This window comes from Frigoribacterium sp. PvP032 (assembly GCF_017833035.1).
Lineage (GTDB): Bacteria > Actinomycetota > Actinomycetes > Actinomycetales > Microbacteriaceae > Frigoribacterium.
On record NZ_JAFIBM010000001.1, the window covers coordinates 2,306,178 to 2,332,702 of the forward strand.

General features: G+C 73.4%; 19 protein-coding genes. 7 read left to right on the plus strand and 12 right to left on the minus strand.

All coding sequences use genetic code 11. The features are described from left to right. Positions 1-172 precede the first annotated feature (172 nt). Genes JOE35_RS10615 through JOE35_RS10625 form a run of 3 tightly spaced genes read left to right on the plus strand, consistent with a single transcriptional unit; the run spans position 173 to position 6,287 of the window. Positions 173-1,777 (plus strand): DUF3375 family protein, encoded by a 1,605-nt coding sequence (locus JOE35_RS10615; RefSeq protein WP_209561051.1) that lies wholly within the window; start codon positions 173-175, stop codon positions 1,775-1,777. Then, complete coding sequence (locus tag JOE35_RS10620) at positions 1,774-2,625, plus strand: DUF4194 domain-containing protein (RefSeq protein ID WP_209561052.1); 852 nt, start codon at positions 1,774-1,776, stop codon at positions 2,623-2,625. The genes JOE35_RS10615 and JOE35_RS10620 overlap by 4 nt, the downstream gene beginning before the upstream one ends. After that, positions 2,622-6,287: an ATP-binding protein gene (locus JOE35_RS10625; RefSeq protein WP_209561053.1), complete on the plus strand. Its 3,666-nt coding sequence runs from the start codon at positions 2,622-2,624 to the stop codon at positions 6,285-6,287. Before JOE35_RS10620 ends, JOE35_RS10625 begins: the two co-directional genes overlap by 4 nt. A gap of 568 nt (positions 6,288-6,855) precedes the next feature. Here the strand turns inward: JOE35_RS10625 and JOE35_RS10630 are convergent. From JOE35_RS10630 to JOE35_RS10650, 5 genes are read right to left on the minus strand one after another with little or no spacing between them, the layout of a single operon-like run. Then, on the minus strand, positions 6,856-7,767 hold the full coding sequence (locus JOE35_RS10630) for a citryl-CoA lyase (RefSeq protein WP_307803040.1): 912 nt from the start codon (positions 7,765-7,767) through the stop codon (positions 6,856-6,858). Beyond that, entirely contained in the window at positions 7,764-9,014 is a 1,251-nt protein-coding gene (locus JOE35_RS10635; protein ID WP_307803136.1) for a CoA transferase, read from the minus strand. The genes JOE35_RS10630 and JOE35_RS10635 overlap by 4 nt, the downstream gene beginning before the upstream one ends. A gap of 26 nt (positions 9,015-9,040) precedes the next feature. Continuing rightward, positions 9,041-10,606, minus strand: a complete 1,566-nt coding sequence (locus JOE35_RS10640; protein WP_209561055.1) for a tripartite tricarboxylate transporter permease — start codon at positions 10,604-10,606, stop codon at positions 9,041-9,043. After that, entirely contained in the window at positions 10,606-11,205 is a 600-nt protein-coding gene (locus tag JOE35_RS10645) for a tripartite tricarboxylate transporter TctB family protein (RefSeq protein ID WP_209561056.1), read from the minus strand. The genes JOE35_RS10640 and JOE35_RS10645 overlap by 1 nt, the downstream gene beginning before the upstream one ends. Then, positions 11,202-12,203 carry a tripartite tricarboxylate transporter substrate-binding protein gene (locus JOE35_RS10650; RefSeq protein ID WP_307803041.1) on the minus strand — a complete coding sequence of 334 codons (1,002 nt, stop codon included), beginning with the start codon at positions 12,201-12,203 and terminating at the stop codon, positions 11,202-11,204. Before JOE35_RS10650 ends, JOE35_RS10645 begins: the two co-directional genes overlap by 4 nt. A gap of 140 nt (positions 12,204-12,343) precedes the next feature. Here JOE35_RS10650 and JOE35_RS10655 point away from each other — a divergent pair, with 140 nt between their 5' ends. From JOE35_RS10655 to JOE35_RS10665, 3 genes are read left to right on the plus strand one after another with little or no spacing between them, the layout of a single operon-like run. Further along, a complete protein-coding gene (locus JOE35_RS10655; protein WP_209561058.1) occupies positions 12,344-13,180 on the plus strand; it encodes an IclR family transcriptional regulator in 837 nt (278 codons plus the stop codon). A gap of 58 nt (positions 13,181-13,238) precedes the next feature. Beyond that, the gene (locus tag JOE35_RS10660; protein WP_209561059.1) at positions 13,239-13,889 is read left to right on the plus strand and encodes an RraA family protein; all 651 of its coding nucleotides are present in this window, start codon (positions 13,239-13,241) and stop codon (positions 13,887-13,889) included. Positions 13,890-13,893: 4 nt separating this feature from the next. Beyond that, positions 13,894-14,868: an NAD(P)-dependent oxidoreductase gene (locus JOE35_RS10665; RefSeq protein WP_209561060.1), complete on the plus strand. Its 975-nt coding sequence runs from the start codon at positions 13,894-13,896 to the stop codon at positions 14,866-14,868. Between the two features lie 72 nt (positions 14,869-14,940). Here JOE35_RS10665 and JOE35_RS10670 read toward each other — a convergent pair whose 3' ends face one another. From JOE35_RS10670 to JOE35_RS10680, 3 genes are all read right to left on the minus strand, one after another. Next, positions 14,941-15,660, minus strand: a complete 720-nt coding sequence (locus JOE35_RS10670) for a small multidrug efflux protein (RefSeq protein ID WP_209561061.1) — start codon at positions 15,658-15,660, stop codon at positions 14,941-14,943. Between the two features lie 76 nt (positions 15,661-15,736). Then, positions 15,737-16,468 carry a GPP34 family phosphoprotein gene (locus JOE35_RS10675; RefSeq protein ID WP_209561062.1) on the minus strand — a complete coding sequence of 244 codons (732 nt, stop codon included), beginning with the start codon at positions 16,466-16,468 and terminating at the stop codon, positions 15,737-15,739. Continuing rightward, positions 16,465-17,325 carry a MerR family transcriptional regulator gene (locus tag JOE35_RS10680; RefSeq protein ID WP_209561063.1) on the minus strand — a complete coding sequence of 287 codons (861 nt, stop codon included), beginning with the start codon at positions 17,323-17,325 and terminating at the stop codon, positions 16,465-16,467. The genes JOE35_RS10675 and JOE35_RS10680 overlap by 4 nt, the downstream gene beginning before the upstream one ends. A 233-nt stretch (positions 17,326-17,558) precedes the next feature. Between JOE35_RS10680 and JOE35_RS10685 the strand changes: the two genes are divergently transcribed. Further along, the gene (locus tag JOE35_RS10685; protein WP_209561064.1) at positions 17,559-20,090 is read left to right on the plus strand and encodes an FN3 domain-containing metallophosphoesterase family protein; all 2,532 of its coding nucleotides are present in this window, start codon (positions 17,559-17,561) and stop codon (positions 20,088-20,090) included. Between the two features lie 157 nt (positions 20,091-20,247). On the opposite strand, the gene JOE35_RS16135 is transcribed toward JOE35_RS10685, so the two are convergent. The 4 genes from JOE35_RS16135 to JOE35_RS10705 all read right to left on the minus strand — a co-directional run bounded on the left by JOE35_RS16135 (position 20,248) and on the right by JOE35_RS10705 (position 26,459). Next, positions 20,248-20,961, minus strand: coding sequence for a TetR family transcriptional regulator C-terminal domain-containing protein (locus JOE35_RS16135; protein ID WP_307803042.1), 714 nt, complete (start codon positions 20,959-20,961; stop codon positions 20,248-20,250). After that, the gene (locus JOE35_RS10695; protein WP_307803043.1) at positions 20,958-23,093 is read right to left on the minus strand and encodes a CocE/NonD family hydrolase; all 2,136 of its coding nucleotides are present in this window, start codon (positions 23,091-23,093) and stop codon (positions 20,958-20,960) included. The genes JOE35_RS16135 and JOE35_RS10695 overlap by 4 nt, the downstream gene beginning before the upstream one ends. A 292-nt stretch (positions 23,094-23,385) precedes the next feature. Then, positions 23,386-25,575 carry an ABC transporter ATP-binding protein gene (locus JOE35_RS15650; RefSeq protein WP_245186094.1) on the minus strand — a complete coding sequence of 730 codons (2,190 nt, stop codon included), beginning with the start codon at positions 25,573-25,575 and terminating at the stop codon, positions 23,386-23,388. After that, positions 25,575-26,459 (minus strand): ABC transporter permease, encoded by an 885-nt coding sequence (locus JOE35_RS10705; protein ID WP_243833307.1) that lies wholly within the window; start codon positions 26,457-26,459, stop codon positions 25,575-25,577. The genes JOE35_RS15650 and JOE35_RS10705 overlap by 1 nt, the downstream gene beginning before the upstream one ends. Between the last annotated feature and the right edge of the window lie 66 nt (positions 26,460-26,525).

Genomic DNA, 26,525 nt, shown 5'->3' on the forward strand with positions numbered 1-26,525 from the left:
TGGCTGCCGGCGGGTTCCCGTGCCGGTCGGCGGGTCGCCGTGCCCGGCGGCGGGTGGGCGCCCGCCCGCCGCCGCCGACGGGAACCCGCCGAGGCCGGGCGCGCGGCCCGCGCACGGTATCGTCGTCCGTCGACGTCGAGCACGGTCGGCACGGCTCAGGAGGGGACGAACGGTGGACGAGACAGCAGCCCCCGAGACAGCAGCCCCAGCCCTCGAGGCAGCAGCCCACGGCGGCCCCCTCACCCGCGACGACGTGCGCGACGTGTGGGAGGCGGACCCGACCTGGGCGCTCCTCCGCAGCACGAACAGCCGCTGGGTCGTCCCCCTCTTCTCCGAGCACCTCGAACAGGCCGAGGGTCCGGTCTCGGCCGACTGGTTCCACCAGCGAGTCGCCGACGCCCTCGAGCAGAACGCTGCCGAGCAGACCACAGCCGAGGAGGCGCTGCTCACGCCGGCCCCGGACGGCCCCGCACCCGAGACGCGCGCCACCCCGGCGGACTACTGCCGCAGCTGGGTCGACGCCCGCTGGCTGGTCCGCACACGTGCCTCCTCGTCGGACGCGGCCCGTGCGGAGTACCGGCTGTCGCCGCACGCGCTGCGGGCGCTGCGCATCGTGCGCGAGCTGGTCGAGGCCGACAACGCCGTCAGCGAGGCGCGCCTCGGCAGCATCGCGAACGCCGTGCGGCAGCTGGCAGGGCTCGCAGACCCGAGCGTCGAGTCGCAGCTCAGCCGCATCGACGTTCAGCTGGCCGACCTGCAGCGCCGGCGCGACCGGATCGAGCGGCACGGCACCGAGCCGGTCCCGCTCGACGCGCTGAGCCGTCAGCTGCACGAGGTCGTCCGGCTGACGGCCTCGCTGCCCGCGGACTTCCGCCAGCTGAGCGCGATGGTCGAGCAGCGGCACCGCGAGGTCGCCCGCCGTGCCGCCAGCCAGGAGCTCGGCAAGGGCGCGCTCGTCGACCAGTACCTCCGCGAGAACGACCTGCTCGAGCAGACGCCCGAGGGCCGTGCGTACCGCGGCTTCGCGCAGATGCTGTCGTCGAGCGAGATCGACGACATGCGTGCGGACATCGACACGGTCCTCGCCCAGCCGGACGCCGCCTCCCAGATCGGCGAGCGCCAGCGCGCCCAGCTCGAGCAGCTCATCTCGTCGTTGCTCGCCGAGGAGCAGGCGGTGCAGGAGACGTACGGCCGCTGGACGTCGTCGCTCCGCCGGTTCCTCAGCCGGTCGGGCGCCGACAGGCACCAGCGGCTGCTCGCCCTCGCCGACCGTGCGCTCGACGCGGGTGCCGCCTGGGCCGAGCAGCAGCCGGGAGCCGCCGTGCTGCCCGCCGACGTGCTCGGCCTCGGCCCGCTCGACGCCGTCGACCTCACCCAGCTGCAGCTCTGGAGCGAGCGCGGCCGGCCCACCGTCGACGTGCAGGTCACCGAGGGCGACCTCGCCCTGCCCGAGGCCGACCGGGTCGCGCTCCGCCTCACCGCCGGCACGAGCCCCGCCGCCGTCGCGGGCACGCTCGACCGGCTCCTCGCCGAGCGTGACGAGGTGTCGAGCACCGACGTGTGGCTCGCCACCGAGCCCGAGTTCCGCCGCCTCGGCCTCGTGCTGAGCATGCTCGACCTCGCCGTCGACCGGGGTCTCGTCACCGACGACCGCGAGTCCGTCGTGCTCACCGTCGACCAGGGAGGCGTCGGCCGTGAGGTCGTGCTGCCGCGCCTCGTCTTCACGGCACCGTCCGCCGCCCGTTCCCCGAAGCACCTCCAGGGAGACCCCGCATGACCGACGCGACCGCCACCTCGACGCCCGAGGACGAGGGCACCGCGCCCGAGGACGAGGGCACCGCACCGGATGTCGACGTCCTCGCCGCCCCCGGCACGCTCCCCCTCGCCGGCCGTCGCGCGCTCGTCACCCTGCTGACCCACCGCTTCGTCTCGCGGGCGCGGCAGAAGGAGGCGTGGGCCGGACTCCTGGCGCACGAGGCCGACATCCGCGCCCGCCTGTCCGAGCTGTTCCTCGAGCTCGAGGTCGACCACGGGCACGAGGTCGCGTTCAAGCGACAGTCCGGCGGAGATGACGCGCCCGTGCTGCTGCGCCGCGAGAAGCCGCTGTCGCGCGACGCGTCGTTCTTGCTCGTGTTCCTGCGGCGCGAGCACGCCTACACCGACGGCGACGACGAGGCCGTGGTCGTCTCGCGCGACCAGATCGCGGAGTTCCTCGGCCGGTTCCACGACGACACCGGCCGCGACGAGGTGCGGGCCGACCGCCGCGTCGACGCCGCGATCGCCGCCATGGTGTCGCGCGACCTGCTCGAGCCCGAGCCCGACGACCCGCAGCTCTTCACCGTCTCGCCCGCGATCGTCCCCCTGGTCAGGCCGGAGCAGCTGGCGCACCTCGAGCAGGTGTACCTCGACGCCGCAGGAGGCGCGGGTCACGACGCCGAGGTCGGTCCCGACCTCGACGAGGCCGAGCCGGGCGCCGAGGGAGACGCCGACGAGCCCGACGCCGACGCCGACCTCGACGAGCCCGAGCCCGACGCCGACCAGCACGCCCCCGACCCCACGGCGGTCGCGCTCGACCTCGACCTCCCGCTCGACCTCCCCCGCGACACGGAAGCAGACCAGGCATGACCCCCGCCTCCCCCGCCGACGCGACCACCGCCTCCTCGGCTGCCCCGGCCGCCGCGAGCGCACCCGAACCCGCACTCGCACTCGCACTCGGCGAGACGACCGGCACAGCACCCGACGCGACGCTCGAGACCCCCGCGCTCGACGTCGACGTCGCCCCCGACGACGCCCCGGACCTCGGCATGTTCCACTCGGGCCAGTACCGGATCGAGCTCGTGCAGCTGCTCAACTGGGGCAGCTACGCCGGCCTGCACCGCATGCCCGTCGGGCGCGGCGGCATCGCGATCCTCGGCCCGACCGGGCGCGGCAAGTCGACGGTGCTCGACGCGATGAGCGCCGTGATCATGCCGAACCCGCAGGAGTTCAACCGGGCGGCGCGCGACGACTCCCGCCAGCGCTCCGAGCGCACGGTCTACAGCTACGCCCGCGGCAAGACCGACGAGGTGCGCGACGCCGCCTCCGACCAGACGACGACGCGGTTCCTCCGTCCGCTCGGCGAGGCGTTCGCGAGCGGCTCGGCCATCACCTGGAGCACCGAGCTCGGCGAGACCCTCACCGCCGTCCGCCTCGCCTGGATCAGCCCCGAGACGTCCAGCCAGGACGAGGTCACCCAGTCGACCGTCTACCTGCTCGTCCGCGGTCGCTTCGACCTCAGCCGCCTCACCGAGGCGCGCCGCGACCCCACCAGCACCTCCCCGCTGACGAAGAGCTCGCTCAGCCGGCTCGTCGACCCGGCGCACGACCTCGTCACGTACTCGCAGCCCGAGCTCCGCGTCCGGCTCTGCGGCGTGCTCGGCATCGGCGGCAGCGACGAGTCGCAGCTCAAGGCGCTGACGCTGCTGCGACGCGCGCAGGCGTCGAAGGGCGTCTTCTCGATCGACGAGCTGTTCACCCAGTTCGTGCTGACGCAGCCGAAGGCGCTGTCGCGCTGGGAGACGACGCTGGCGACCTACCGCGAGGCCTCGCAGCTCTACGACGTCTTCGAGACGACCCGCAAGAAGCTCGAGGTGCTCGAGCCCGTGCCTGCCCTCGCCGAGCAGTGGCAGACCGCGGGCGACGACGCGACGGCCAAGCGCCGCCTGCTGGCCGAGGGCGACGAGCCCGGTGCCGAGCCGAGCCGCCTGCGGGTCTGGCTGGCCGGCAAGGTCGGCGACTGGGTGGGCGGCGAGGTCGACCGCGTCCAGCTCGCGAAGCGCGAGGCGACCGAGACGAGGAGGCGCGCGGCCGACGACGAGGAGGTCGCGCTCCGTGCCCGTGAGCAGGCCCTCGCGCAGATCGCCGACCTCGGCGGCGATCCCTCGCACTCGCTCCGCGAGCAGGTGCGCTGGGCCGAGGACGCGCTTGCCCGCGTCGAGGCGCAGCACCGGCGCTTCGCGACGCCGCTCGAGGGCGTCGGCGAGGCCGTGCCGACCTCGGCCGACGAGCTCGAGGCCCTGCGCGCTCGCGCAGCCTCGCTCGCCGCCGAGGAGAAGTCCGCCCGCCGCGAGCACGACGAGCTGCGCGGAGAGCTCGCCGCCCGGATCGCCGAGACGCGTCGTGCCGTGGGCGAGCGCCAGCGGCAGAAGGAGTCGTTCGAGCGCCGCCGCAGCAACGTGCCCGACGAGGCCGTCGAGCGTCGCCGCCGCATCGCCGACGGCACGGGCGTGCCCGTCTCCCGCCTGCCGTACGCGGGCGAGCTGATGGAGGTCGCCCCCGAGCACCGCGACTGGAGCACCGCGGTCGAGCGGGTCCTCGGCGAGCTGGCCACGCACCTCCTCGTCGACGCGGACGACTTCGCGGCCGTCCGCCGCTTCGTCGATGCCGAGGACATGCGCGGCCGCGTGACCCTCGTGCCCGCGACGCCCGGTCTCACGCCTCGCCTGACGCCGTTCGCCCGCACCGTGCCGTCGATGCTCGTGCTCGACGAGGCGAGCCCGTTCCGCGGCTGGCTGCACGACGAGCTCGTCGCCGAGCGCAGCGTGCTCTGCGTCGAGGGCGCCGACGACCTCGACGCACCGCTGCCCGACGGCGCGCGCGGGGCCGTCACCCGTGCAGGTCTCCGCACCGGAGGCGGTCGTCGCGTCACGAAGGACGACCGCCGGATCCGCTCCTGGATCGGCCTCGACAACGCCGCCCGCGTCGCCGAGCTCGGCGACGAGATCGACGAGCTGACCCGTTCGCTCGACGCCGCCCGTGCGGAGTGGGACGCCGCCGAGACCGTCGCGGGCGCCCGCCGCCGCGTGGTCGAGACGATCGAGCGCGCCGTGGAGACCAGCTGGTCGGACGTCGACGCCGCCCCGGCTCGCGCCCGCCTCGACGACCTGCGCGGCCAGCTCGAGCGGGTCGCCCTCGAGCGTCCCGAGGTCGCGACGCTGCAGGCCGCCGCCGCCGAGCACGACGAGGCCCGGCTCGAGGCCGTCCGCCGCGGAGCCGAGGTGCAGCAGGTGCTCGACCAGCTCGAGCAGACGCACGCGACCCTCGTCGACATCGAGGACGCGTTCAGCGACGCCCTGCACGCCGCCGACCCGCTCGACAACCACGAGCGCTCCCTGCTCAGCACCCTGCCGTTCACCGCGCCGCGCGAGGCCGCCGACGTCGAGCGCTCGCGCCGTGAGGCCGCCGCCCAGCTGCGGTCGCAGATCGACGCGCACGACCGCGAGCGGGGCCAGCACGAGCTGACCCTCGAGCTCGTCTTCGCGCGCTACCTCGAGCTCGACCGCAACGCCGGGATCGACGCCACGATCGACAGCCTGCCTGCCGTGCTCGCGCTCCACCGCGGGCTCGTCGACGACGACCTGCCGCACGCCAAGGAGAGCTGGCTCGAGAAGGCCGGCAGCGACATGGGCGACAGCCTGCGTGCGCTGCTCGTGCAGATCGAGGAGGACGGCCACGTCATCCGCCGCGGCGTCCGCCCCATCTCGGAGGCGCTCCGCGCGATCGAGTTCCGCGAGGGCTCGACGCTCGACATCGAGCCGCGTCCCGTCTCGAACAGCGACCTTGCCGACTTCCGGCGCACGCTGCGCGAGCACCTGGGCGACGCGCGCGGCGCGGGCTCGGCGTCGGCGACGGGCTCGAGCACGAGCACGAGCACGAGCACGAGCGCAGGAGGCGCGGGCTCGGACGGCGCGTCCGTCCCGTCTCGGGAACCGGCCGAGGTCGAGCGACGGTTCCTCCGCCTCCGGAAGGACCTGGCCCACCTCGAGGAGCGCTCGAAGGTCGGTGACGCCTGGCGCCGTCGGGTGCTCGACGCGCGGGAGCACTTCCAGTTCCGAGCGATCGAGACGCGGGCCGACGGCACGCAGATCGTGCACGAGGGCGTGGCCGGCAAGTCGGGCGGCGAAGGTCAGGAGCTGATCGCGTTCGTGCTCGGTGCCGCCCTGCGGTTCCGGCTCGGCGACGGCACCGACCGGGTGCCGACCTACGCGCCGATCGTGCTCGACGAGGGCTTCGTCAAGGCCGACACGGAGTACACCGGTCGCGCCCTGTCGGCGTTGCGCTCACTCGGGTTCCAGCTCGTCGTGGGAGCCCCGCGCGACAAGGTCGCCGCCTTCGAGCAGCACGTCGAGAGCGTGGCCTACATCTCGAGCGACCCGACCCGCCCCGAGCTCTCGCGCATCTGGCCGCTCACGATCCGCGAGGCGATGGAGGTCGAGCGCCACGGCCTCGACCCGGCCCTCCTCGGCTAGCCGCCCCGCCCCGGCGGCTCCGGCTGATCTGGGCCGCCTCCGCCCGCTCGCCCCTCCGAGTGGTCAGCAACGGTCGTCCCCTCGAGTGCAAGGGACAGTTGCTGACCACTCGGCTGCGCACGCCTCCTCGTCCCCACCTGCGCCCACGGCTACAACCGGAAGTCGGCGGGTTCCCGTCGCCCCCGGCGGGTCAGCCCCCGCCCGCCGTCGGCGACGGGAACCCGCCGCACACCACAGCAACCCGCCCACAGCGACCACGACCCGCCGACATCTGTCCACCACCGACTCGCCGTGTTCTCACATCTCGGCGGGTTCCCGTCGCTCGCGGCGGGTCAGCCCCCGCCCGCCGCCGGCGACGGGAACCCGCCGCACACGACGACTACCCGCCGACGGCGACGGGGACCCGCCGACTTCGAGGAGGCGGTGGTCGGGTCGGCTGCAGCGGCAAAGTGGGACTGGGGCGCGTAGGCGAGAGGCCCCGAATCGACGTGTCGGGGGCGGGGAACGCCGATTCGGGGCCTCTCGTGAGGCGCGCGGGGGGCGGAGGCGAGCGCGAGGGCGAGCCGGGTCAGAGGGCTCGGGTGGGCGGGCCCGTGTAGTCCGCGAGGAAGCCCTTCGGCAGCGGGCCCTTGATGCGCTGGCCGGACTGCGACTCCTCCCAGGCGTGCGCCAGGATGCCGACCGACCGCGACAGCACGAACAGGCCACGCGCGAGCTCCGGCTCGATGCCGAGCTCGCCGTAGACGACGGCCGAGACGCCGTCGATGTTCATCGGGACGTCCTTGGCCGCCAGCTCCTCCTCGATCGCCAGGGCAGCCGCGAGGTGCTTGCCCGCCACGACGCCGTCGTCGCGTGCCCGCTCGATGAGTGCCAGCAACGGGTCGCGACGGGGATCACGCGGGTGCCACCGGTGGCCGAAGCCCGGCACGAAGGCGCCGCGCGCCTTGTACGAGGCCACGAGGGAGGCGGCGAGCTCGTCGAGAAGACGCCCGCCACCCAGCTCACCAGCCGTGCCGATCCCGCCAGCGCTCGAGTCCGAGCCCGAGCCCTCGTGCGCCGCGACCAGCTCGTTCAGCAGCGCGACGCACTGCTGACCCGCGCCTCCGTGGGTGTCGCCCAGCACGTTCACCCCGTTCGCGATCGCCGAGTTGAGGCCGACGCCCGAGGTCGCCGCCATGCGCGCGCTCGCGATCGACGGCGCCTGCGGTCCGTGGTCGACGCTCGCGACGAGGGCGGCCTCGAGCAGGGCGGCCTGCTCGGGCGAGGGCAGCTCGCCGCGCGTCATCAACCACACCGTGCTGATGAAGTCCACGTTCCCGATCAGCTGCTGCACCGGGTAGCCGCGCAGCTCGATGACCCCGGGCTCGATCTTCGTGATCGCGGTCGACCACCACGCCGTCGTCGACGCGAGCCGCGCCTCGAGCCGGGCGTTCTCGGCCCGGGCCGCGGCGAGCTGCTCTTCCAGCGAACTCGCGCTCACACCGCACCTCCCTCGTGCAGCGCGCGGATCTCCGCCGCACCGTATCCGAGCTCGGCCAGCACCTCGTCCGTGTGCTCCCCGAGCAGCGGCGGCGGCACGGTCGGTGCGCCCGGCACGCCGTCGAAGCGGATGCCGTGCCCCATGACGCGCAGCGGCTCGTCGCCGGCGGCTCCCCCGGGGAACGGCAGCGAGTGCACCAGCTCCCGGTCGCGCACCTGCGGGCTGTCGAGCATCTCGGCGACCGTGAGCACGGCGGCGGCGGGCACTCCGGCGTCGCTGAGCAGCGCCTCCCACGCAAGTGCAGACCGCGACGCCAGAGCTGACTCGAGCTCGGCGGTCAGCGCAGCCCGGTGCGTCTTGCGCGCCTCCCGCTCGGCGAACCGCGGGTCGGCGACGAGGTCGGGGCGGCCGACGACGCCGCAGAGCAGCTCGAACTGCTCCTGCTTGTTGGCGGCGATGTTGAGGGCGCCGTCGCCCGTCGCGAAGGTGCCGGAGGGGGCGGCCGTGCCGTTGTCGTTGCCGAGCGGCTGCGGCTCGGTGCCCGCGACGAGGTGGTTCGAGACGACCCAGCCCATCGCGGTCGCGGCGGTCTCGAGCATCGACACGTCGATCACCGAGCCGACGCCGGTGCGCTCCCGGCCGAGCAGCGCCGACGAGATCGCGAAGGCGGCGGCGAGCCCGCCGAGCGTGTCCGCGATCGGGTACCCGGCGCGCAACGGAGCGGTCGAGGGGGTCCCGGTGACGCTCATCATCCCCGAGCTGCCCTGGATGATCTGGTCGTAGGCCGGCTTCGACCGCAGCGGCCCGGTCTGCCCGAAGCCCGAGATCGCCGCATAGACCAGCCGCGGGTTGATCGCGCGGAGCGCGTCCCAGCCGAAGCCGAGCCGCTCGAGCACCCCGGGCCGGAAGTTCTCGAGCAGCACGTCGGACTCCGCGACCGCCCTGCGGAGCACCTCCGCGCCTCCCTCGGTCTTGAGGTCGACCGTCAGCGAGCGCTTCTGGGCGTTCTGTGCCAAGAACGAGATGCCGAGGAGGCGCCCGTTCAGCTCGGCAGACGCACCGAGCTGGCGGGCCAGGTCGCCGCCCCTCGGCGTCTCCACCTTGATGACATCCGCTCCGAGCAGGGCCAGCTGGTAGGCCGCGTACGGCCCGGCCAGCACGTTCGTCATGTCGAGGACTCGGATCCCGTCGAGCGGGCGAGGCGCAGGCGCCGGCGCGGGCCCAGGCCCAGGCGCAGACCCGGGCACGGTCGGGCCTGCGGGTGGGGCGTCGATCACGCGTTCTCCTTCTCTCGGGCGACTGCGGCACCGTCGGCACCGCCACCGCCACCGCCGCCCCGCGCAGCACGCCGACGCGCACGGATCTTCGTGAACGCGGCTCCCGCGACGGCGATCACCAGCACCACGTACAGCGTCACCGTGATCCCGCTCGACACGAGGATCGACGGGTCGCCCTCGCTGACGAGCAGCGCCCGGCGGAACTCCGTCTCGGCGAGCGGCCCGAGGATGATCGCGATCAACATCGGCGCGACGGGCAGCCCGTAGCGGCGCATCAGGAACCCGATCAGCCCGATCACGGTGACGAGCGCCAGGTCGAGGATCTTGCTGCTCGTCGCGTAGACGCCGAGCATCGCGAAGACCGTGATGCCCGCGTAGAGGTAGTGGCGCGGCACCTTGAGCAGCTTGGCCCAGAGCGGTGCGAACGGCAGGTTGAGGATGAGCAGCACGACCATGCCGACGAAGAAGCTCGCGAGCAGGGCCCAGACGAGGTCGGGCGCGCGGTCGAACAGCAGCGGCCCCGGCTGCAGGCCGTACTGGCGGAAGGCCGCCAGCAGGATCGCCGCGGTGGCCGACGTGGGGAGGCCGAGCGCCAGCAGCGCGCCCATCGCGGTGCCGGCAGTGGCGTTGCCTGCCGCCTCCGGTCCGGCGACGCCCTGGATGGCACCGCGACCGAACATCGGCGACTTCCGGCGTGAGTCGAGCCGCTTCTCGGTGCCGTAGGCCAAGAACGTCGGCACCTCGGCGCCGCCGACCGGGATGATGCCGAACGGGATGCCGATCGCGGTCCCGCGCAACCACGCGGGGGCGGCGGCCCGCAGCTCACGACGGGACAGCCAGAGGCGACCGGTCGAGCGCAGCAGCTGGGTCTCGTCGCGCGAGCCGCGGCGGGCGGCGACGCTGAACACCTCGCCGAGGGCGAGCAGGCCGACCGTGATCACGACGATGTCGATGCCGTCGAACAGCTCGGGCACGCCGGCGGTGAAGCGCGAGGCGCCCGAGATGCCGTCGATGCCGACGACCGAGATCGCCAGGCCGATCGCGAGGGCGCCGAGGCCCCGGACGACCGACTCCGTCACGACCGCCGAGATCGCCACGAAGGCGAACACCGCCAGCGCCAGGTACTCGGCCGGCCCGAACAGCGTGGCCAGCTCGGCGAGCCGTGGAGCGAAGAACACCACGAGGATCGACGCGATGATGCCGCCGATGAAAGCGCCGATCGCCGACGTCGCGAGGGCCTGGGCGGCCCGTCCGCTCGTGGCCATCTTGTGGCCCTCGATCGTGCCGGCGATGGCCGTGCTGTTGCCCGGCGTGTTCATCAGGATGCCCGAGATCGAGTCGCCGAACAGGCCGCCGAAGAGCACCCCGGCGAACATGATGAAGGCGCCGATCGGGTCGAGCGAGAAGGTGACCGGCAGGAGGAGCGCGACGGCCATCGCGGAGCCGAGGCCGGGCAGCACGCCCACCGCGGTCCCGAGCACGGCCCCGATGAGCACCCAGAGCATGTTGATCGGCGTGAGGACGGTGGCGAAGCCGTCACCGAGGTTCGCGAGCGACTCCATCAGAGGATCCCTCCCAGGACGCCCGGAGGCAGGTTGAGGCCGAGACCGGCCGAGAAGGCGAGCTGCACGATCGACGAGATCGCGAGCGACAGGGGGATGTCGAAGAGCGGCCGCTGGCTGCCCAGCGCGCGGGCGACGCCCCAGAACAGCAGGGCGCCCGAGAGCAGCCAGCCGAGCGGGGTGAGCGCCGCGATGAACACGACGACGGTGAGCAGCGCGCCGAGCAGGGCGCGGTGGTTGCTCGTCGGGCGGAGTGCCTGCGGCTCGCCCTCCTCGTCGAGCACGAGGTCGTCGTCGGGCTGGCCGGGGGCCGCGGGCTGCGCGACCTCGACGCTCTCCGACTCGGGCTTGCGGAGCACGTCGACCGCGAGCAGCACAGCGAGCACGATGACGAGCGCGGCGATCAGCGAGGGGAAGACCTGCGGGCCGGGCGAGGCCGTGTTGGCGGGCACCTCCATCGTCACGGTGCCGACCACGAGGCCGAGACCGATGACGAGCATCAGCGCCGGCACGATCAGCCCGGTGCGACGGCGCCAGAAGCCGTCGGCGACGACCACGGCGCGACGGGTGACCGAGACGGTCCGGATGACGCCGCTCACAGGCCCAGCTCCTCGATGATCGCGTCGACACGCGCCTGGTCCTCGGCGATGAACTCGACGAAGTCGTCGCCGGTCACCACCGCGGGCTCCCACGAGTTGCGGCGGAGCGTGTCCTGCCACTCGTCGGAGGCCACCATCTCGTCGATGATGGCGACGAGCTCGTCGCGCTCGGCGGTCGTGATGCCGGCCGGGGCGACGATGCCGCGCCAGTTCGGCAGGTTCACATCGATGCCCTGCTCGATGAAGGTGGGGGCGTCGATGCCGTCGACGGGCTCCTCGGCCGAGAGGGCGAGGGCGCGCAGGTTGCCGGCCTCGATCTGGTCGCTGAACTCGTTGTAGCCGCTGACGCCGATCTCGACCGTGCCCGACAGCAGCGCGGTGAGCACCTCGCCGCCGCCCGGGTACGAGACGTAGTTGATCTCGCCGGGGTCGACGCCGACCTCGCGAGCGAACAGGCCCGCGAGGAGGTGGTCGGTGCCGCCCAGCCCGCCGCCGCCGATCGCGTGGCTGGAGGGCGCCTCCTGCCAGGCCTCGACGAAGTCGTCGATGGTCTCGTAGGGCGAGTCCTCGGGCACGATGAACACCTCGTAGTCCTCGGCGAGCTTGGCGATCGGCGTCGTGTCCTCGAGGTCCACGCTCGAGCCCTGCACGGTGATCGCGCCCTCCATGACCGTGCCGGTCATCATCAGGTTAGTCGGGTCCGGGTCGAAGTCGGCGAACTGGGTCAGGCCGATGGTGCCGCCCGCGCCGGGCACGTTGACCACCTGGACGTTGTTCACGATGGAGGCGGCCCGCAGCGCCTGCTGCGCCTCCCGGGCCGCGAGGTCCCACCCGCCGCCGGGCGCGGCCGGGGCCATCACCGTCAGCTTGGCTCTCGGATCGGCTCCCGCGGTGCCGTCCCCGGCGTCCACGGCGGCGAAGCCGACGAGCGCGGCGGTGACGGCGACGCCGACTCCCCCGAGCAGGCGGCGTCGCGTCTTGTCGTTCGGTCTGGCCACGTTCACTCCCTTGTGACGTCGGACGGGCATCCACTAGGTGGATGTCGGTGTCCGCCTGATGGTAGCTTCGCGTCGAGACATCGTGCAAGGCGGACCGCACAGGACGGTCCGGAGGCGCGGGTCGAGAAGTGAGGTCGGCGATGGTCACGGAAGCGAGCGGGGTCCGCGCCGTCAGCCGCGCCCTCGACGTGCTGCAGGCGTTCACGCCCGAGCGCACGACGCTGTCGATCGGCGAGCTCGTCAAGGCCGCCGGGCTGCCCCGCACCACCGTGCTGCGCCTGGTCGAGACGCTCGTCGCCGAGCGGATGCTGCAGCACGTCGCTGACGGCCGCGTCGCCGTCGGCACCCGGCTGATCCGCTGGGGAGCCTTCGCCGCCGCCGCGTGGACCGTGCCCGAGGCGACCGCCGCCCGCATGGCCGAGCTGGCCGCCGAGACGGGCGAGACCGTCAGCCTCTACGTGCGGAGCGGCACGACCCGCGTCGTCGTCGCCCAGTCGCCGAGCCCGCACTCGCTGCGACACGTCGTCCAGGTCGGCGACGAGCTGCCGCTCTGGAAGGGCGCCGCCGGGATGGTGCTGCTGAGCACGGTCGAGCCGGAGGCGCTCGGCGCCGAGGTCGCGGCGCTGGCGGCTGCGGTCGGCGGGTCTGGCTCCGGTACCGCGTCCGGCTTCGGGGCCGCGTCCGGATCCGAAGCCGCTGTCGGGTCCGCTGCCGAGGTCGTCGACGAGGAGGCGCTGGTCGCCCGCGTCGACCAGGCCCGCGCCGCCGGGTGGTCGCTGTCGCACGGAGTCCGCGAGCCGGGCAACAGCGGCATGGCGGTCCCGGTCCCGAGCCGCGACGGAGCGCAGCCCGTGGCGCTGGCGCTCGGGGGCCCGACCAGCCGGTTCACGGACGAGGCGACCGCGTCCTTCCTCGGGACGTTGCAGGCCGCCTCCTCGGACATCGCCCGCACCGGGCTGCCGCCCGCCCTCGACTGACCTCGACCCGGCCCGGGCGACGTCGCCCGGGTCACCACCCCGAACGACAGGAGCGACGATGCCCCAGCCCGACCCGCAGCAGCCCGAGACCGCCGAGTCCTCCGCATCCGGACCCTCTGATGCCGGGCACGCCGCCTGGCCCGCCGCAGGCGAGCTGCCCGTGGCCACGATCTCCGACGCGATGGAGCGGTTCGGCGTCGCCGACGGCATCCGCCCGCTCTGGCGCGGGGCTGCCTTCTCGGGGCGCGCGTTCACCGTCTGGACCCGTCCCGGCGACAACGCCGGCCTGCACGCCGCGTTCGAGCAGATCAGGAGAGGCGAGATCCTCGTCGTCTCCGGCGGCGGCGACGAGACGCGGGCGCTGATCGGCGAGCTGGTCGCCGAGAAGGCGCTCGCGCTGGGCGTCGGCGGCATCGTGCTCGACGCCGCAGCCCGTGACGTGGTCGAGCTGGAGCGCGTCGGCGTCCCCGTGTTCGCCCGGGCCGTGACGCCGGCGGGACCGTGGAAGACCGGCCCGTACCGCCTCGGCGAGACGGTGGCGGTCGGCGGGGTCGCGGTGGCCCAGGGCGACTGGGTCGTGGGCGACGACGACGGAGTGGCGATCGTGCCCGCGGGTCGTGTCGACGACGTGGTCGCAGCGACGCACGAGCTGCTGCGCGGCGAGGGCGAGCGGCGCGAGGCGAACCGACGGCTGGTGCCGCGTGGCTGAGGGTGTGGCTGAGTCCGCCCGGCCCGTCGTCTGGGTGCCGCGGCCGATCGACGGCGCGGTCGTCGAGTCCCTGGCGGAGTGGGCCGACGTGCGTCTCGGCTGGGGCGTGACGGCCGCCTCCTGGGCTGACGTCGCCCCGGAGGTGCAGGGAGTCCTGCTCCGCACCGCCCGCGTCGACGGAGCGATGATGCGCGAGGCCCCGCGACTGCGGATCGTGGCCCGCCACGGAGTCGGCCTCGACACCGTCGACGTGGCGGCCGCTGCGGAGCTCGGGATCGAGGTCACGACGACTCCCGCGGCCAACAGCCGGTCGGTCGCCGAGCTCGCCGTCGCCCTGCTGATGATCACGCGCCGCGGGCTCGGGCCGGCTCTCACGGGCAGCGGTGCTGGTGCGAGTGCGAGTGCTGGTACCGGTACCGGTGCCGCGCCTGGCGATCGCGCGTCGCTGATCGGCCGCGAGCTCTCCGGAGCCACCCTCGGCCTGCTCGGCTACGGCCGCATCGCACAGCTCGTCGCCGGCATCGCCCGCGACGGGCTCGGCATGCACGTCGTCGCGCACGACCCGCACCTCAGCGACGACGCGGTCCGCGAGGCCGGGGCCGAGCCGGCCGGTCTCGACGACCTCCTCCGAGCCTCCGATGCCCTGAGCGTGCACGTGCCCCTGACCGACGCGACCCGTGGCCTTATCGGGCCGCGGCAGCTGGCCCTGCTGCCCGCCGGAGCCGTCGTCGTCAACACCTCGCGCGGCGGCGTCGTCGACGAGGAGGCGCTGGTCGCCGCCCTGGACTCCGGTCACCTCGCCGGCGCCGGTCTCGACGTCACGACGGTGGAGCCCCTGCCCGGCGACCACCCCCTGAGGAACCGTCCCGACGTCGTGCTCACGCCGCACGTCGGCGGGCAGACCCGTGAGGCCATGTCCCGTGTCGGCCACGAGGCCGCCGCCCATCTGAAGCGGTCCCTCCTCTCCCTCCGCGGGTGAACCGGCAGAAAGTGCTCTTCCCCACCTCGGGGAGAGCACTTTCTGCCGGTTCAGCGGCCGGTCGGCGGCGGGCTAGCCGATGGCGGAGAGGATGCCGGTGGCGATCAGGGTCGTGAGCGTGGTCCAGGCGGCGATCGCGACGGCCTGCCAGAGGATCACCCAGCCCTTGGGAACGCCCGACGCCACGAACGACGCCGCCGTGAACATGGTGGGCAGCGCGAGCGGCGCCAGCAGGCTCGCCCCGGGGACGCCGAACTTCACGAGCCAGCGGCGCAGCTTCGCCTTGCCCTTGTTCTCGGGCACGGCCTCGGCCGTGTCCACTGACGCAGACGCAGACGCGGCCGCGGCCGCGACCGGAGCCGGAGTCGACGCGCCCGCCCCGGCGAACCCGGCGAACCGCGTCGACCCGCCGACGTTCGCGGGGACGGTCGTGGCGACCTCGGAGGCGGCAGGCACGGTCGACCCCGAGCGCGACTCCCCCACCGTCTGCAGGCCGCGAGCGGCGCGTCGACGCACCAGCGCCTCCCTGATCCGCGACCCGAGCAGCACGACGAGGACGACGCAGAGCAGGTTGCCCGTGAATGCGGCGAGCGCCGCGACGACCGGGTGCAGCCCGCCGATGATGCCGAGCACCGCTCCCAGCTCGCCCTCGACGAACGGGACGGCCGCGGCGAGCGCGACGACCAGCGGCTGGACGGCCTCGGGCACCTGGCCGACGAGTTCCTGGAACCAGGCGAAGGGCCCGCCGGGGTCGCTGGCAGCCGAGGAGGCGGTGAGGACGATGCGGGACATGGTGGTCTCCAGAGATGGGGTGGTGCCGGGTGGAAGAGCGAAGCGAAGGAGGAGGGGCGCGAGACCGAGCAGCGGCTCAGTCGCGCAGCGACGGCAGCACGACGCTGACGAACAGCGTGTTCGAGAGCACGGAGGCGGCGACCGCGGCGGCCGAGGCGGCGACGGCCTCGCCGGTGGCGGCGGCACCCCATTCGCCGCGCTGCAGCTGCTGCCCCCGCGTGTAGAGCGCGCCCGACCAGGGCAGGTCGCGGTGCAGCGCGGGCAGGGCCCCGCTGGCCGAGAGCAGGGCGGCGAGTGCACCCGACCGCGGAGACGGCTCCTGGTCGTCGAGCAGCACCGGCCGCACGAGGGCGAGCAGCTCGTCCCGTCGCCCCGTGCCGCCGTCGACGAGCGCCGTCGTCGGGATGAACCCGAGCGTCTTCCGGCTCTCGCGGCGCAGCGTGCCGCGCTCGACGACGCGGTCGATCACCGGTCCGCGCAGCCGAGGACCGATCTCGAGCAGCAGCGACCGCAGGTCGGTCGGCTTCTCGGCGAGGCGCTGCCACGTGGTCGCGAGCAGCGGGTCGGCCGGCTCACGCCCCTCGACGGCGTGGACGAGTCGCCCGCGGAGCCCCGACCCGTGCTCGTCGACGGTGACGGCTCCGCCGAGGGCGAGCTCGGTGAGGACGGCGCCCGCCAGGGTGTGCAGCAGAGGCGTGCCCTCCGCGCGGATCGTGCCCGACTCCGGGTCGAACAGCAGCACGAGCACGTCCTCGGCGAGCAGGGGCGCGGTGCTGAAGGAGGTGGTGGTGCTGTCGGTCTCGGTCATGGTCGTGTCCTCGGGTCGAGTCCGGATGCAGGGGCAGGCGCAGATGCAGGGGCGGGTGTAGACGCAGAGGCAGCGGCGGGCGCGGACGCGGCGCCCTCCGCCGCGTCCAGCGCAGAATCGAGCGCCGCCAGGTCGTCGTCCTTGCCTGCCGACACGAGGTACGCGCGGTAGAGCACCTCGAGCTGGGCCTGGTTGTAGAGCTCGGTGACGGCCGCGCCGACTGTGGCGGTTGCCGACTCACCGCCGCGCAGGGCCTGGTCGCCGGGGTCGGCCAGCCACGGGTACTGCTCGAAGAGCCGTCCCATGCCGGGTGCCAGCGCTGCACCCAGTCGGCGGCGGGTCGCCCGATCAGAGTCGGCGGGCAGCGAGTCGAACTCGTCGTCGTCGGAGGTGCGGGGCTCGTCCCGCAGGATCGTCCGGAGGTCGTCCATCGCCGACTCGTCGTAGACCCGCGACCAGATCATGACCAGTGCCCGATCTGCCTCGCTGAGGTGGCTGCCGACCTCGCTGAACCCTGCGGGCAGCTCGGCAGGCGAGCGGTGCTGCATGATCAGGGCGAGCTCGCCGCGGATCCGCTGCAGCCGCTCGATCGTCGCCTCGAGTTCGGAGTCGAGCACGCGCAGAGCCGCGTCGGGGTCGTCACCCGCGCCGCCGACCGCCTGGATCTGCGCCAGCGGCACGCCGAGGTCGGTCAGCCGGGTGATCTGCAGCAGGCGGACGAGGTGCCGCACCTCGTACTGCTTGTAGCCGTTGGTCAGCCGCGACGGCTCCTCGAGCAGCCCGAGCTGGTGGTAGTAGCGGACGCTCTTGACCGTGGTGCCGGCCATCTCGGCCAGCTGGCGGGTGCTCCAGGCCACGGGCGCCTCCTCGTCGGTGTCGTCGTGTCGTCGTGTCGTCGTGCGTCGGCGCTCGTCGCCGACTAAGGACAAGTAGAAACCGTGCCCCTGGGGCAAGGTCAAGCCCTCCGTCGACGAAGCTGTCACCACCACCCGTCACCCCCGCTACACCTGTCGTCCACATCCCCCTGCTCTGATGCCCGAGGCCCGTCCCGATCACGGGGGCGGCGCCTCCGCGATCACGAAGGACCAGGATGACCACCACCCCCACCGACGCACGACGTCCGGGCCGCCGCGCCCGCGTCGCCGCGGCGCTCCTGCTCGTCACGGCCACCGCCGTCGGAGCCACGAGCACCGTCACGTCGGCGGCCGCCGACGACGCCGTCCCGCTGCTGACCACCGAGTCGACCGCGTGGAGCTACCTCGAGACCGGGGTCGACCCGTCGGCCGGCAGCACCGACCCGCTCAGCTGGACCGCCGACGACTTCGACGATTCTGAGTGGAAGAACGCCCAGGGCAGCTTCGGCGCCAAGGGCGGCAAGGCGACCGGCATGGGCCGCGGCCACGCCGTCGACACCCTGCTGCAGCAGTACCTGCCGGGCGGCACCGTCGACGTGCCCACCTACTTCTTCCGCAGCTCCCTCGACCTCACCGCCGACCAGCTCGCCGGCTGGAAGTCGCTGACCGCCGACGTCGTCTACGACGACGCACTCGTCGTGTACGTCAACGGCACGAAGGTCGTCGGCTACGAGGACTCCCGCGTCGCCGAGCACGACGGCAATGTCGGCTACGCGGGCGACGGCGGCGGCGACCCCGACCGCTCGACGTTCACCGTCGACCCGGCCCTGCTGCACGCCGGCGAGAACACCGTCTCGGTCGCGCTCTACCAGGACCGTTCGACCAGCTCGGACATCTACTTCGACTTCCTCTCGCTCACGCCCGTCTCGGCGAGCGCCGAGGCGACCATCAGCGACGTGTTCCTCGCCATCGGGGCCGACGAGTCGCAGCGTGCCGTGTCGTGGTACTCCGACTCGACCAGCGCCGAGGAGGCGCAGCTCGCGCTGACGAAGGACGTGACGGACGGCGCCTTCCCGGCCCGCGCCTCCTCGTTCCCCTCCACCAGCGGAGTGGCGACCGACGGCCAGAACTGGCACCACGCGACGCTGACCGGCCTCGTGCCGAGCACCTCGTACAGCTACCGCGTCGGCAGCGACGCCGACGGCTGGTCGGAGACGTACAGCTTCGAGACGCAGGCGACCGGCGACTACGAGTTCCTGTTCATCGGCGACGCCCAGATCGGCGCCGGCGAGACCGTCGCCGACACGGCCGGCTGGGTCGAGACGATGGGCAAGGCCGCGGCCGCGTTCCCCGACACGAGCTTCGTGCTGAGCGCGGGCGACCAGGTCAACACGGCCTCGAACGAGCTGCAGTACGACGGGTTCCTCGCACCGTCGCAGACGAAGACGCTGCCGTTCGCGACCAACATCGGCAACCACGACGTCGCGAGCAAGGCCTACGAGCAGCACTTCGCGATGCCGAACGTCAGCGAGACGGCAGGCCGTCCCGACGCGAACCGCGCCGGAGGCGACTACTGGTTCCTCTACCAGGACACCCTCTACATCTCGTTCAACTCGAACGACCGTGACGACGCCGGCCACGCCGACTTCGCGCGCAAGGTGATCGCCGAGCACGGCGACGAGGCCCGCTGGAAGGTCGTGACGTTCCACCACTCCGTCTACAGCGTCGCCTCGCACGCGACCGACGGCGACATCGTCACGCGCCGCGCCGAGCTGCCGCCCGTGATGAGCGAGCTCGACGTCGACCTGGTGCTGATGGGCCACGACCACGTCTACGTCCGCAGCTACCTGATGAGCGGCACGACTCCGGTGCACACCGACGAGCCGGTCGACGGCACGGTCACGCCCGAGGGCGACGAGGTGCTCTACGTCACGGCGAACTCGTCGAGCGGCAGCAAGTACTACGACATCCAGTCGCAGGACTTCGACTTCAGCGCCGTGCAGAACCAGGAGTACACGCCGAACTTCACCAACGTCGAGGTCACGGCCGACTCCATCGCGATGACGACGTACCGCACCGCGGACATGACCGTCGTCGACGAGGTGACGCTGTCACGTCCGGCCGACCCGACGGAGCCGACGGTGCCGCCGGTCGACCCGACCGACCCCACCACCCCGCCGGTCGACCCGACGACGCCTCCCGTCGACCCGACGACGCCTCCTGTCGACCCGGGCACCGGCGACGAGGACCCCACGGCGGTGCCGCTCTCCGAGCTGACGGAGGCGACGCACACGCTGGTCGTGACCGCCGTCGACGAGGAGGAGGGCACGCTCACCGCGACCGTCCCGCGTCGACTCGCCGGCGCGGCGCTCGACTGGTTCGTCCACTCGGAGCCGGTCTACCTGGGCGACGACCCCAGTGACGACGACGGGGTGCTCACGCTGCGCCTCCCCGAGGGCCTCGGAGCCGGCACCCACACCCTCGTCGGCCAGACCGACGCCACGGGAGCCGAGACCTGGGGCACCTTCGAGCTGACCGCCGTCTCCGACCCGCTCCCGGGCACGCCGGGTGCCGGCGGTGCCGGCGGTGCCGACTCGGGCGCTGGCGCAGGTGCGGGCACGTCGGCCGGAGGCTCGACCGACACGGCGCAGGCCGACGGCACGCTCGCCTTCACCGGCAGCGACGCCCTCCCCCTCGCCGCGGGAGCCCTGCTGGTGCTCCTCGCCGGCCTCGCGCTGGTCGTGAGGGCCCGCCGCCGCCGCGCGTAGCGTCGGCGCCCCTCACGAGAGGCCCCGAATCGACCTCCGATCCCCTCGGAAGGTCGATCCGGGGCCTCTCACCCGTCCGCGCGGCGGAACCGGCGCGAACGGTCCTCTGGGGTCGCTCAGACAGCTCTTCCTGCCGGTTCAGCACCGGCAGAACGCCTCAGGCGAAGGAGGCGCCCGTCTCGTGCCCGAGGAACGTCCACATCCACGTCAGCGCCAGCTCCGACGTCAGCCCCGGAGCCTTCTGCGCCAGCTGCGTCGCGACTCCGTCGCTGTACGCGGCGAGCTTGAGCGCCACCTCCGAGGCGCGATCGGCGCCGGCCGGACCAGCAGCCCCGGCCCCGTCCGTGCCAGCAGCTCCAGCCCCAGCCCGGGGCACGAGCGCCGGGAACGCGCCCGTCTCGGCCCCGCGCCGGAGCGTCCGCGTGAGGCACGCCTCCCAGACGCGGATCCGCTCGACGTACTCCGCGGCGACCGCGGGCTTCCGCGCGACGGCCGTCCAGTAGTCCGACCAGAGCCGCCAGTGCTCGTCGCTGGCGTCGGTCGCGGCGAAGAGCGGCTCGACGAGCATCCGCACGCCGGCGACCGGGTCCGGCTCGGCGTCGACCGCCTCGATGATCGACGAGTAGAAGCGGGCGGTCTCGAGCACGACGACCTCGTTCAGGATCTCCGCGACGCTCTCGAAGTGGTAGGTCACCGTGCCCACCGAGACGCCCGCCTCCCCCGCGATGTCGCGCAGCCGCGTGCCGCCGAGCCCCTCGCGCAGGATCACCCCGCGCGCCGCCTCCACGATCGACGCCCGCCGCACGGCCGGCTTCTGCCGCGCCCCGCCCGCACCGACTGCTCCCGAGCCAGAACCCCCGACCCCGCTCACGCCGACGTCCTCGGCACCCGGTCCTCGAACTGCCGTTCCGCGACCACGACGACGGGCGCCTCTGGCCCGCCGTCGCGAGCCCACGCCTGCACGGTGTTGACGACGACGAACTCGTCCCGGGTCGCCGTCAGCCGCGACGTCGTCTCGAGCCAGGCCCTCCACGACGGCTTCTCGAGCCCGATGGCCCAGCGCGACTCCGCCGAGGCCGACAGCGGGTCGCCGTCGGTGATGCGGTAGGTCTCGCGGCTGTCCTCAGTGAAGACGAGCCCGTCGGGGTACTCGCGTCCGCCGCCGTAGCCGGGGTCGACGTCGAGCACCCACTCGCCCGTGCCGACGTCGTGCGAGACGCTGCGCTGCGGCAGGTCCGACGCGGCGGGCAGCGGGCGGACGGCGAGAGGCGTCGCGCGGGTCGGCTCCTCGAAGCGCACCCCGTCGTCGCCGCTCCGCGTCCAGACGGGCAGCGTGACCGAGCTGTGCCGCGGGTCGATGGTGAGGGTCGCCTCGTCGGGGTGCGGCCAGATCCAGGGCCAGTAGGCGGACGAGACTGCCACCCGGAGGCGGTGGCCGACCGGGAAGGAGTGCCCGGTCGAGACCAGCGCGACCTGCACCTCCTCCTCGACCCCCGCCTCCATCGGGACGTTCTGGTCACGCCCGTGGCGCGCGTTCAGGTTGAGCACGCCGCGGGTGACGAGCGTCGAGCTGCCGTCGGGGGCGACGTCGCAGAGCCGCACGATCACAGTGGCCTGGGGCCGGTCGCTCGTCAGCGCGAGGTCGACGACGACGTTCCCCAACAGGTCGAGCGGCCGGCCGACTACCAGCAGGTCGAAGCACGCCGATCGACCGTCCTCGCCGCGCTGGTCGGGCGGCAGGTCGGTGGCGTTGCCGAACGGGAAGAAGCGTCCGGCGTCGAGGCCGGTGCTCTGCGGCGAGCGCACCGACACCGGTCCGTGCTCTCCGCCGGTCAGGAGCGACAGGGACTCGACGTGCGCCGAGGTCGCCTCCGACGGCCACGCCTCGGCGGCGACCCAGCGGCCGGTCCGCTCGGCGTAGAACGTCGCGGGAGGCTCGGAGTCGTTGATCCAGGCCCGCAGCGCCGGCTCGTCGTCGACGCCGTTCGGCTCGTCGAGCAGCCAGCGGTCCCACCAGCGGAGCGTCTCCTGCAGGAACCCGATGCCCGGCCCCGGAGCCAGCCCGCGGTCCGGGTACTGGTGCGACCAGGGCCCGACGATGCCCTTGACCGGTGCGTCGAGGTTGGAGACCAGGCGCAGCACGGCGTCGCGGTACGGGTCGGCCCAGCCGCCGACGGCGAGGACGGCGGCGGTGAGCGACGAGTAGTCCTCGCAGACGCTGCCGTGGCGCCAGTAGTCGTCGCGTTCTTGGTGGGCGAGCCAGGTCGGCGTCATCGGCACGTTGTGCTCGAGCCGATCGCGCCACTGCGCGATCCAGTCGGCGCCGACCACCTCGGGCCGCGGCGGGCGGGAGTTGAACGCGAACATCGTCCCTCCCCAGGCCGCCATGTCGATGCCGAGCACCGCGCCGCCCATGTAGTGGACGTCGTTGTCGTACCGGTCGTCGGTCGAGCACACCGTGACGATCGCCTTGAGCGCGTCGGGCGCGCGACCGGCGAGCTGGAGCGCGTTGAACCCGCCCCACGAGATCCCGAACATGCCGACGGCGCCCGTCGACCACGACTGGGCGGCGAGCCACTCGATCAGGGCGATGCCGTCGTCGAGCTCCTGCACCGAGTACTCGTCGTCGAACAGCCCGTCGCTCGATCCCGTGCCCCGGATGTCCACCCGCACCGACGCGTACCCCCGCGCCGCGTACCAGGGGTGCCGCTCGCTGTCACGCGGAGCCGTCCAGTCGTCGAGCCGGTACGGCAGGTACTCGAGCAGCACCGGCACCGGGTGCTCGACCCGCGGCGCCCAGATCCGCGCGTGCAGCCGCGTGCCGTCCGGCAGCGGCACCCACTCGTCGCGCACGAGCACCTCGTGCAGCAGTTCCGGGTCGCGAAGGAGGCGCGGGTCGCGGACGGCGGACCGGTCGCCCTGGTTGCTCTGGGCGCCGTGCGCGTGCTGGTCGCGCTGCGCGCGCTGCGCGCCCTGCTCGGCCTTCTCGCCCTGCTCGCTCACGACGCGCTCCCGTCCCGGCCTCGGGCCTGTTCGCGCTCACGCAGGCGGCGCAGGAGGTGGGCCTCCGCAGCGATGCCGCCCTCCGCCTCCTCGTCGCCGGCCCGGTCGTGCAGGCGTTCCCCGCCGTGGACGCTGGTCCGGACGGCACTCCTCGGGGCCCTGATCCGTTCCGTGCCGGACCGGTGCATGTCGCTCCGTCCCGTACCGGACCGCTCCGTGCTGATCCGTTCCGTACCGGATCGCTCCGCGCCGCGCGCCCCCGCCGCAGCCCTCCTGGTCACGCCGTCGTCCCTCACATCGCCTCCCAGTGCTTGATCCGGTGTCCGTTCCCGTGGTCGTCCCAGCCCGCGGCGTCGCGCCAGCGCGGGCGGCCGTCGCCGACGCTCGGCAGCTCGGTGGTGCCCGGGTCGAGCGTCGCGTCGAGGAGCGTCTGCGTGTACGGGTGGTTCGGGCCGGAGAAGACGGCGTCGGCCGGGCCGACCTCCACGATCTGTCCGCCCGTCATCACGGCCACGCGGTCGGCCACGCCGCGCACGACGGCGAGGTCGTGGCTGATGAAGAGGCAGCTCAGCCCCTTCTCGTCGCGGAGCCCCGTCAGCAGGTCGAGCACCCCCGCCTGCACCCGCACGTCGAGGGCGGTCGTGATCTCGTCGGCGATGATCAGCTCGGGGCCGGCGGCGAGCGCGCGGGCGATGCCGACGCGCTGGCGCTGACCGCCCGAGAGCTGGGCCGGGAGGCGTGCGGCGAAGTCCGGCGACAACCCGACCTCCTCCAGCAGCTCGGCGACCCGATCGGCCCGCGCGGAGCCGGTCAGCCCCGTGAACAGCGTCAGCGGCCGGGCGATCGCGGCTCCGACGGTGCGTCGTGGGTTGAGCGACGTGTCCGCGTTCTGGAACACCAGCTGCACCGACCGCCGCAGCTCGGCGGTGCGGCGGGCGACGGGCTGGGTGAGGTCGCCCTCGACGCCGTCGGAGCCGCGGAACGTGAACGACCCCGACTCCGCCGGGATCAGCCCCGCCATCGCCGTCGCGAGCGTCGACTTGCCGGAGCCCGACTCCCCCACCACGGCCAGCGTCTCCCGCCGGCCGATCTCGAGCGACACGCGGTCGACGGCCGCAGGCAGCCCGCGTCCGTACCGCACGACCAGCTCGCGCGCGACGACGACCGCCTCCGCCGCGTCGCGCTCACCCGACTCGCGCAGCTCCGCGCCGTCACTGCCCGCGCTCTCAGAGACGTGATGGACGCCGTCAACGCGACCCGCACCTCCCGCGAACCCCGTAGTGGACGATGCACCCCGCAACGACGGGGTGTTCGGTCCACTCCGGGGTGCATCGCTGTGCCCGGTCCCGTCAGCGCCACCCGCGCCTCCTTCGAACCGTGTTCCGTTCAAAGAACCACGCTGCAACGAGGTTCTTTGAACGGAACGAGGTTCTTCGGCAGCAGACTCCCCCGCAGGAGGCGCGGCGCCGTCCCCGGCACCGCCCACCACGCGACTCACGCGCGCCAAGAACCGCGTTCCGAACGATGAACCGCGCTTTGTCCCGGTTCTTGGTTCGGAACCCGGTTCATGGTGATCAGCGGCGGCCGCGCCGCCGACGCGCGGGATGCTCGCGAGCAGCTCCCGCGTGTACGCATCGCGCGGGTCCGCGAACAGGTCCGCGGTCGCCCGGTGCTCGACGACGACCCCGTCGCGCATCACGGCGATCTCGTCGGCCATGCTCGACACGACGCCGAGGTCGTGGCTCACGAGCAGGATCGCCATGTCGAGCTCGACGGCGAGGTCGCGGATCAGCTCCAGCACGGCCGACTGCGTGACGACGTCGAGCGCGGTCGTCGGCTCGTCGAGCACCAGCAGCTTGGGACGTGCCGCGACGGCCATCGCGATCGCGATCCGCTGCTGCTGCCCGCCGGAGAGCTGGTGCGGATACCGCCGCACGATCCCCTCGGGGTCGGGCAGCCGCACGTGCCGGACGAGCTCGAGCACGCGCTCGTGTCCGCCGGGCAGTCCGTGGCTCTCGAGCGCCTCGCGCAGCTGTCGGCCGACGCGCATCGACGGAGTCAGCGCCTGGCCGGCGTTCTGCGCGACGAGTGCCGCGGTGCCGCCGCGCAGTGCCCGCCGGGCCCGCTCGTCGAGCGCGAAGACGTCCGAACCGGCCACGGTCACGCTGCCCCCGACGATGCGCGAGCCCCGTCGGAGGTGCGCCAGCAGCGTCCGAGCCACCGTCGACTTGCCGCTGCCGCTCTCGCCGACGAGGCCGAGTGCGCGACCGGCCGCGATGTCGAAGCTGACGCCGCGCACCACGGGCACCTCGCGTCGCCCCGCCGAGTACGAGATCGAGAGGTCGTCGACGCGCACGACGAGGTCGCGGGCGGTCTCGCCGACCGCACCCGCGCCTCCTCGGCTGACATCGCCGCGAGCGCCGGCACCGACACCTGAACCGAAGGAGGCGCCCCCAGGCTGGCCGAGATCACGAGCGCTCATCAGATCGCCCCCTTCTGCGCGCGGTCCACGCCGAGCGTCTTGCTGAGTCCGTCGGCGCTGAGGTTGAGGCCGATCACGAGGGTGGCGAGCGCGACGACGGGGGCGAGGGTCCCGAGCGGCACGACGGTGAGGGCGGTGCGGTTCTCCTGCACCATGAGCCCCCAGTCGGGAGTCGGCGGGTTCGCGCCGAACCCCAGGAACGACAGCGTCGAGATCAGCAGCACGATCCAGGAGGCGCGCATCGCGAACTCGACGAGCACCACGTCGGTGACGTTCGGCAGGATCTCGCGGAACACGATGCTGAGCGCTCCCTCGCCGCGGGCCCGGGCGGCGGTGACGTAGTCCTGGGTGATGACGGTGCGGGCGGCTCCGCGGACGACGCGGGTCACGGCCGGTGCGTAGACGACGGTGACGGCGAGCACGATTACCCACAGCCCCGAGTCGAACACGGTCACGACGACGAGCAGCGCGAGGATCGACGGCACGCTGAGCAGCGCGTCCACGATCCGCATGACGACCTCGTCGAACCAGTTGTCGGCGTAGGCGGTCACGCAGCCGAGCACCGTGCCGATGCCGACGGCGATCGTCGTCGCGAGGAACGTCACGAGCAGCGCGTACTGACCGCCGTGCAGGGTGCGCGAGAGGATGTCGCGGCCGTACTGGTCCGTGCCGAGCCAGTGCGACCAGCTCGCGCCGCTGAGGGCGGCGGTCGAGTCGGTCATGACGGGGTCGTGGCCCGAGATCAGCGGGGCGAGCACGGCGAGCAGCACGTGCAGCGCGATGAGCCCAAGCCCGATTCCGAGGGCCGAGGAGGCGCTGATGCTGCTGCCGAGACCGGTCCAGACCGAGCGCAGCCGCGTCGCGATCGGGGGTGAGGTCGCCACAGAGCCTGATCCGTTCCGTGACGGACGAGCGCTGTGACCCGATCCGTTACGTGACGGATCAGCGCC

Excerpts from the sequence above, each read along its gene's own strand:
- JOE35_RS10675 (WP_209561062.1), bottom strand. The coding sequence starts at position 16,468 with ATGACCGAGACCGACAGCACCACCACCTCCTTCAGCACCGCGCCCCTG.
- JOE35_RS10670 (WP_209561061.1), bottom strand. The coding sequence starts at position 15,660 with ATGTCCCGCATCGTCCTCACCGCCTCCTCGGCTGCCAGCGACCCCGGC.
- JOE35_RS10640 (WP_209561055.1), bottom strand. The coding sequence starts at position 10,606 with ATGGAGTCGCTCGCGAACCTCGGTGACGGCTTCGCCACCGTCCTCACG.
- JOE35_RS10655 (WP_209561058.1), top strand. The coding sequence starts at position 12,344 with ATGGTCACGGAAGCGAGCGGGGTCCGCGCCGTCAGCCGCGCCCTCGAC.
- JOE35_RS10625 (WP_209561053.1), top strand. The coding sequence starts at position 2,622 with ATGACCCCCGCCTCCCCCGCCGACGCGACCACCGCCTCCTCGGCTGCC.
- JOE35_RS15650 (WP_245186094.1), bottom strand. The coding sequence starts at position 25,575 with ATGAGCGCTCGTGATCTCGGCCAGCCTGGGGGCGCCTCCTTCGGTTCA.
- JOE35_RS10685 (WP_209561064.1), top strand. The coding sequence starts at position 17,559 with ATGACCACCACCCCCACCGACGCACGACGTCCGGGCCGCCGCGCCCGC.
- JOE35_RS10620 (WP_209561052.1), top strand. The coding sequence starts at position 1,774 with ATGACCGACGCGACCGCCACCTCGACGCCCGAGGACGAGGGCACCGCG.
- JOE35_RS10660 (WP_209561059.1), top strand. The coding sequence starts at position 13,239 with ATGCCCCAGCCCGACCCGCAGCAGCCCGAGACCGCCGAGTCCTCCGCA.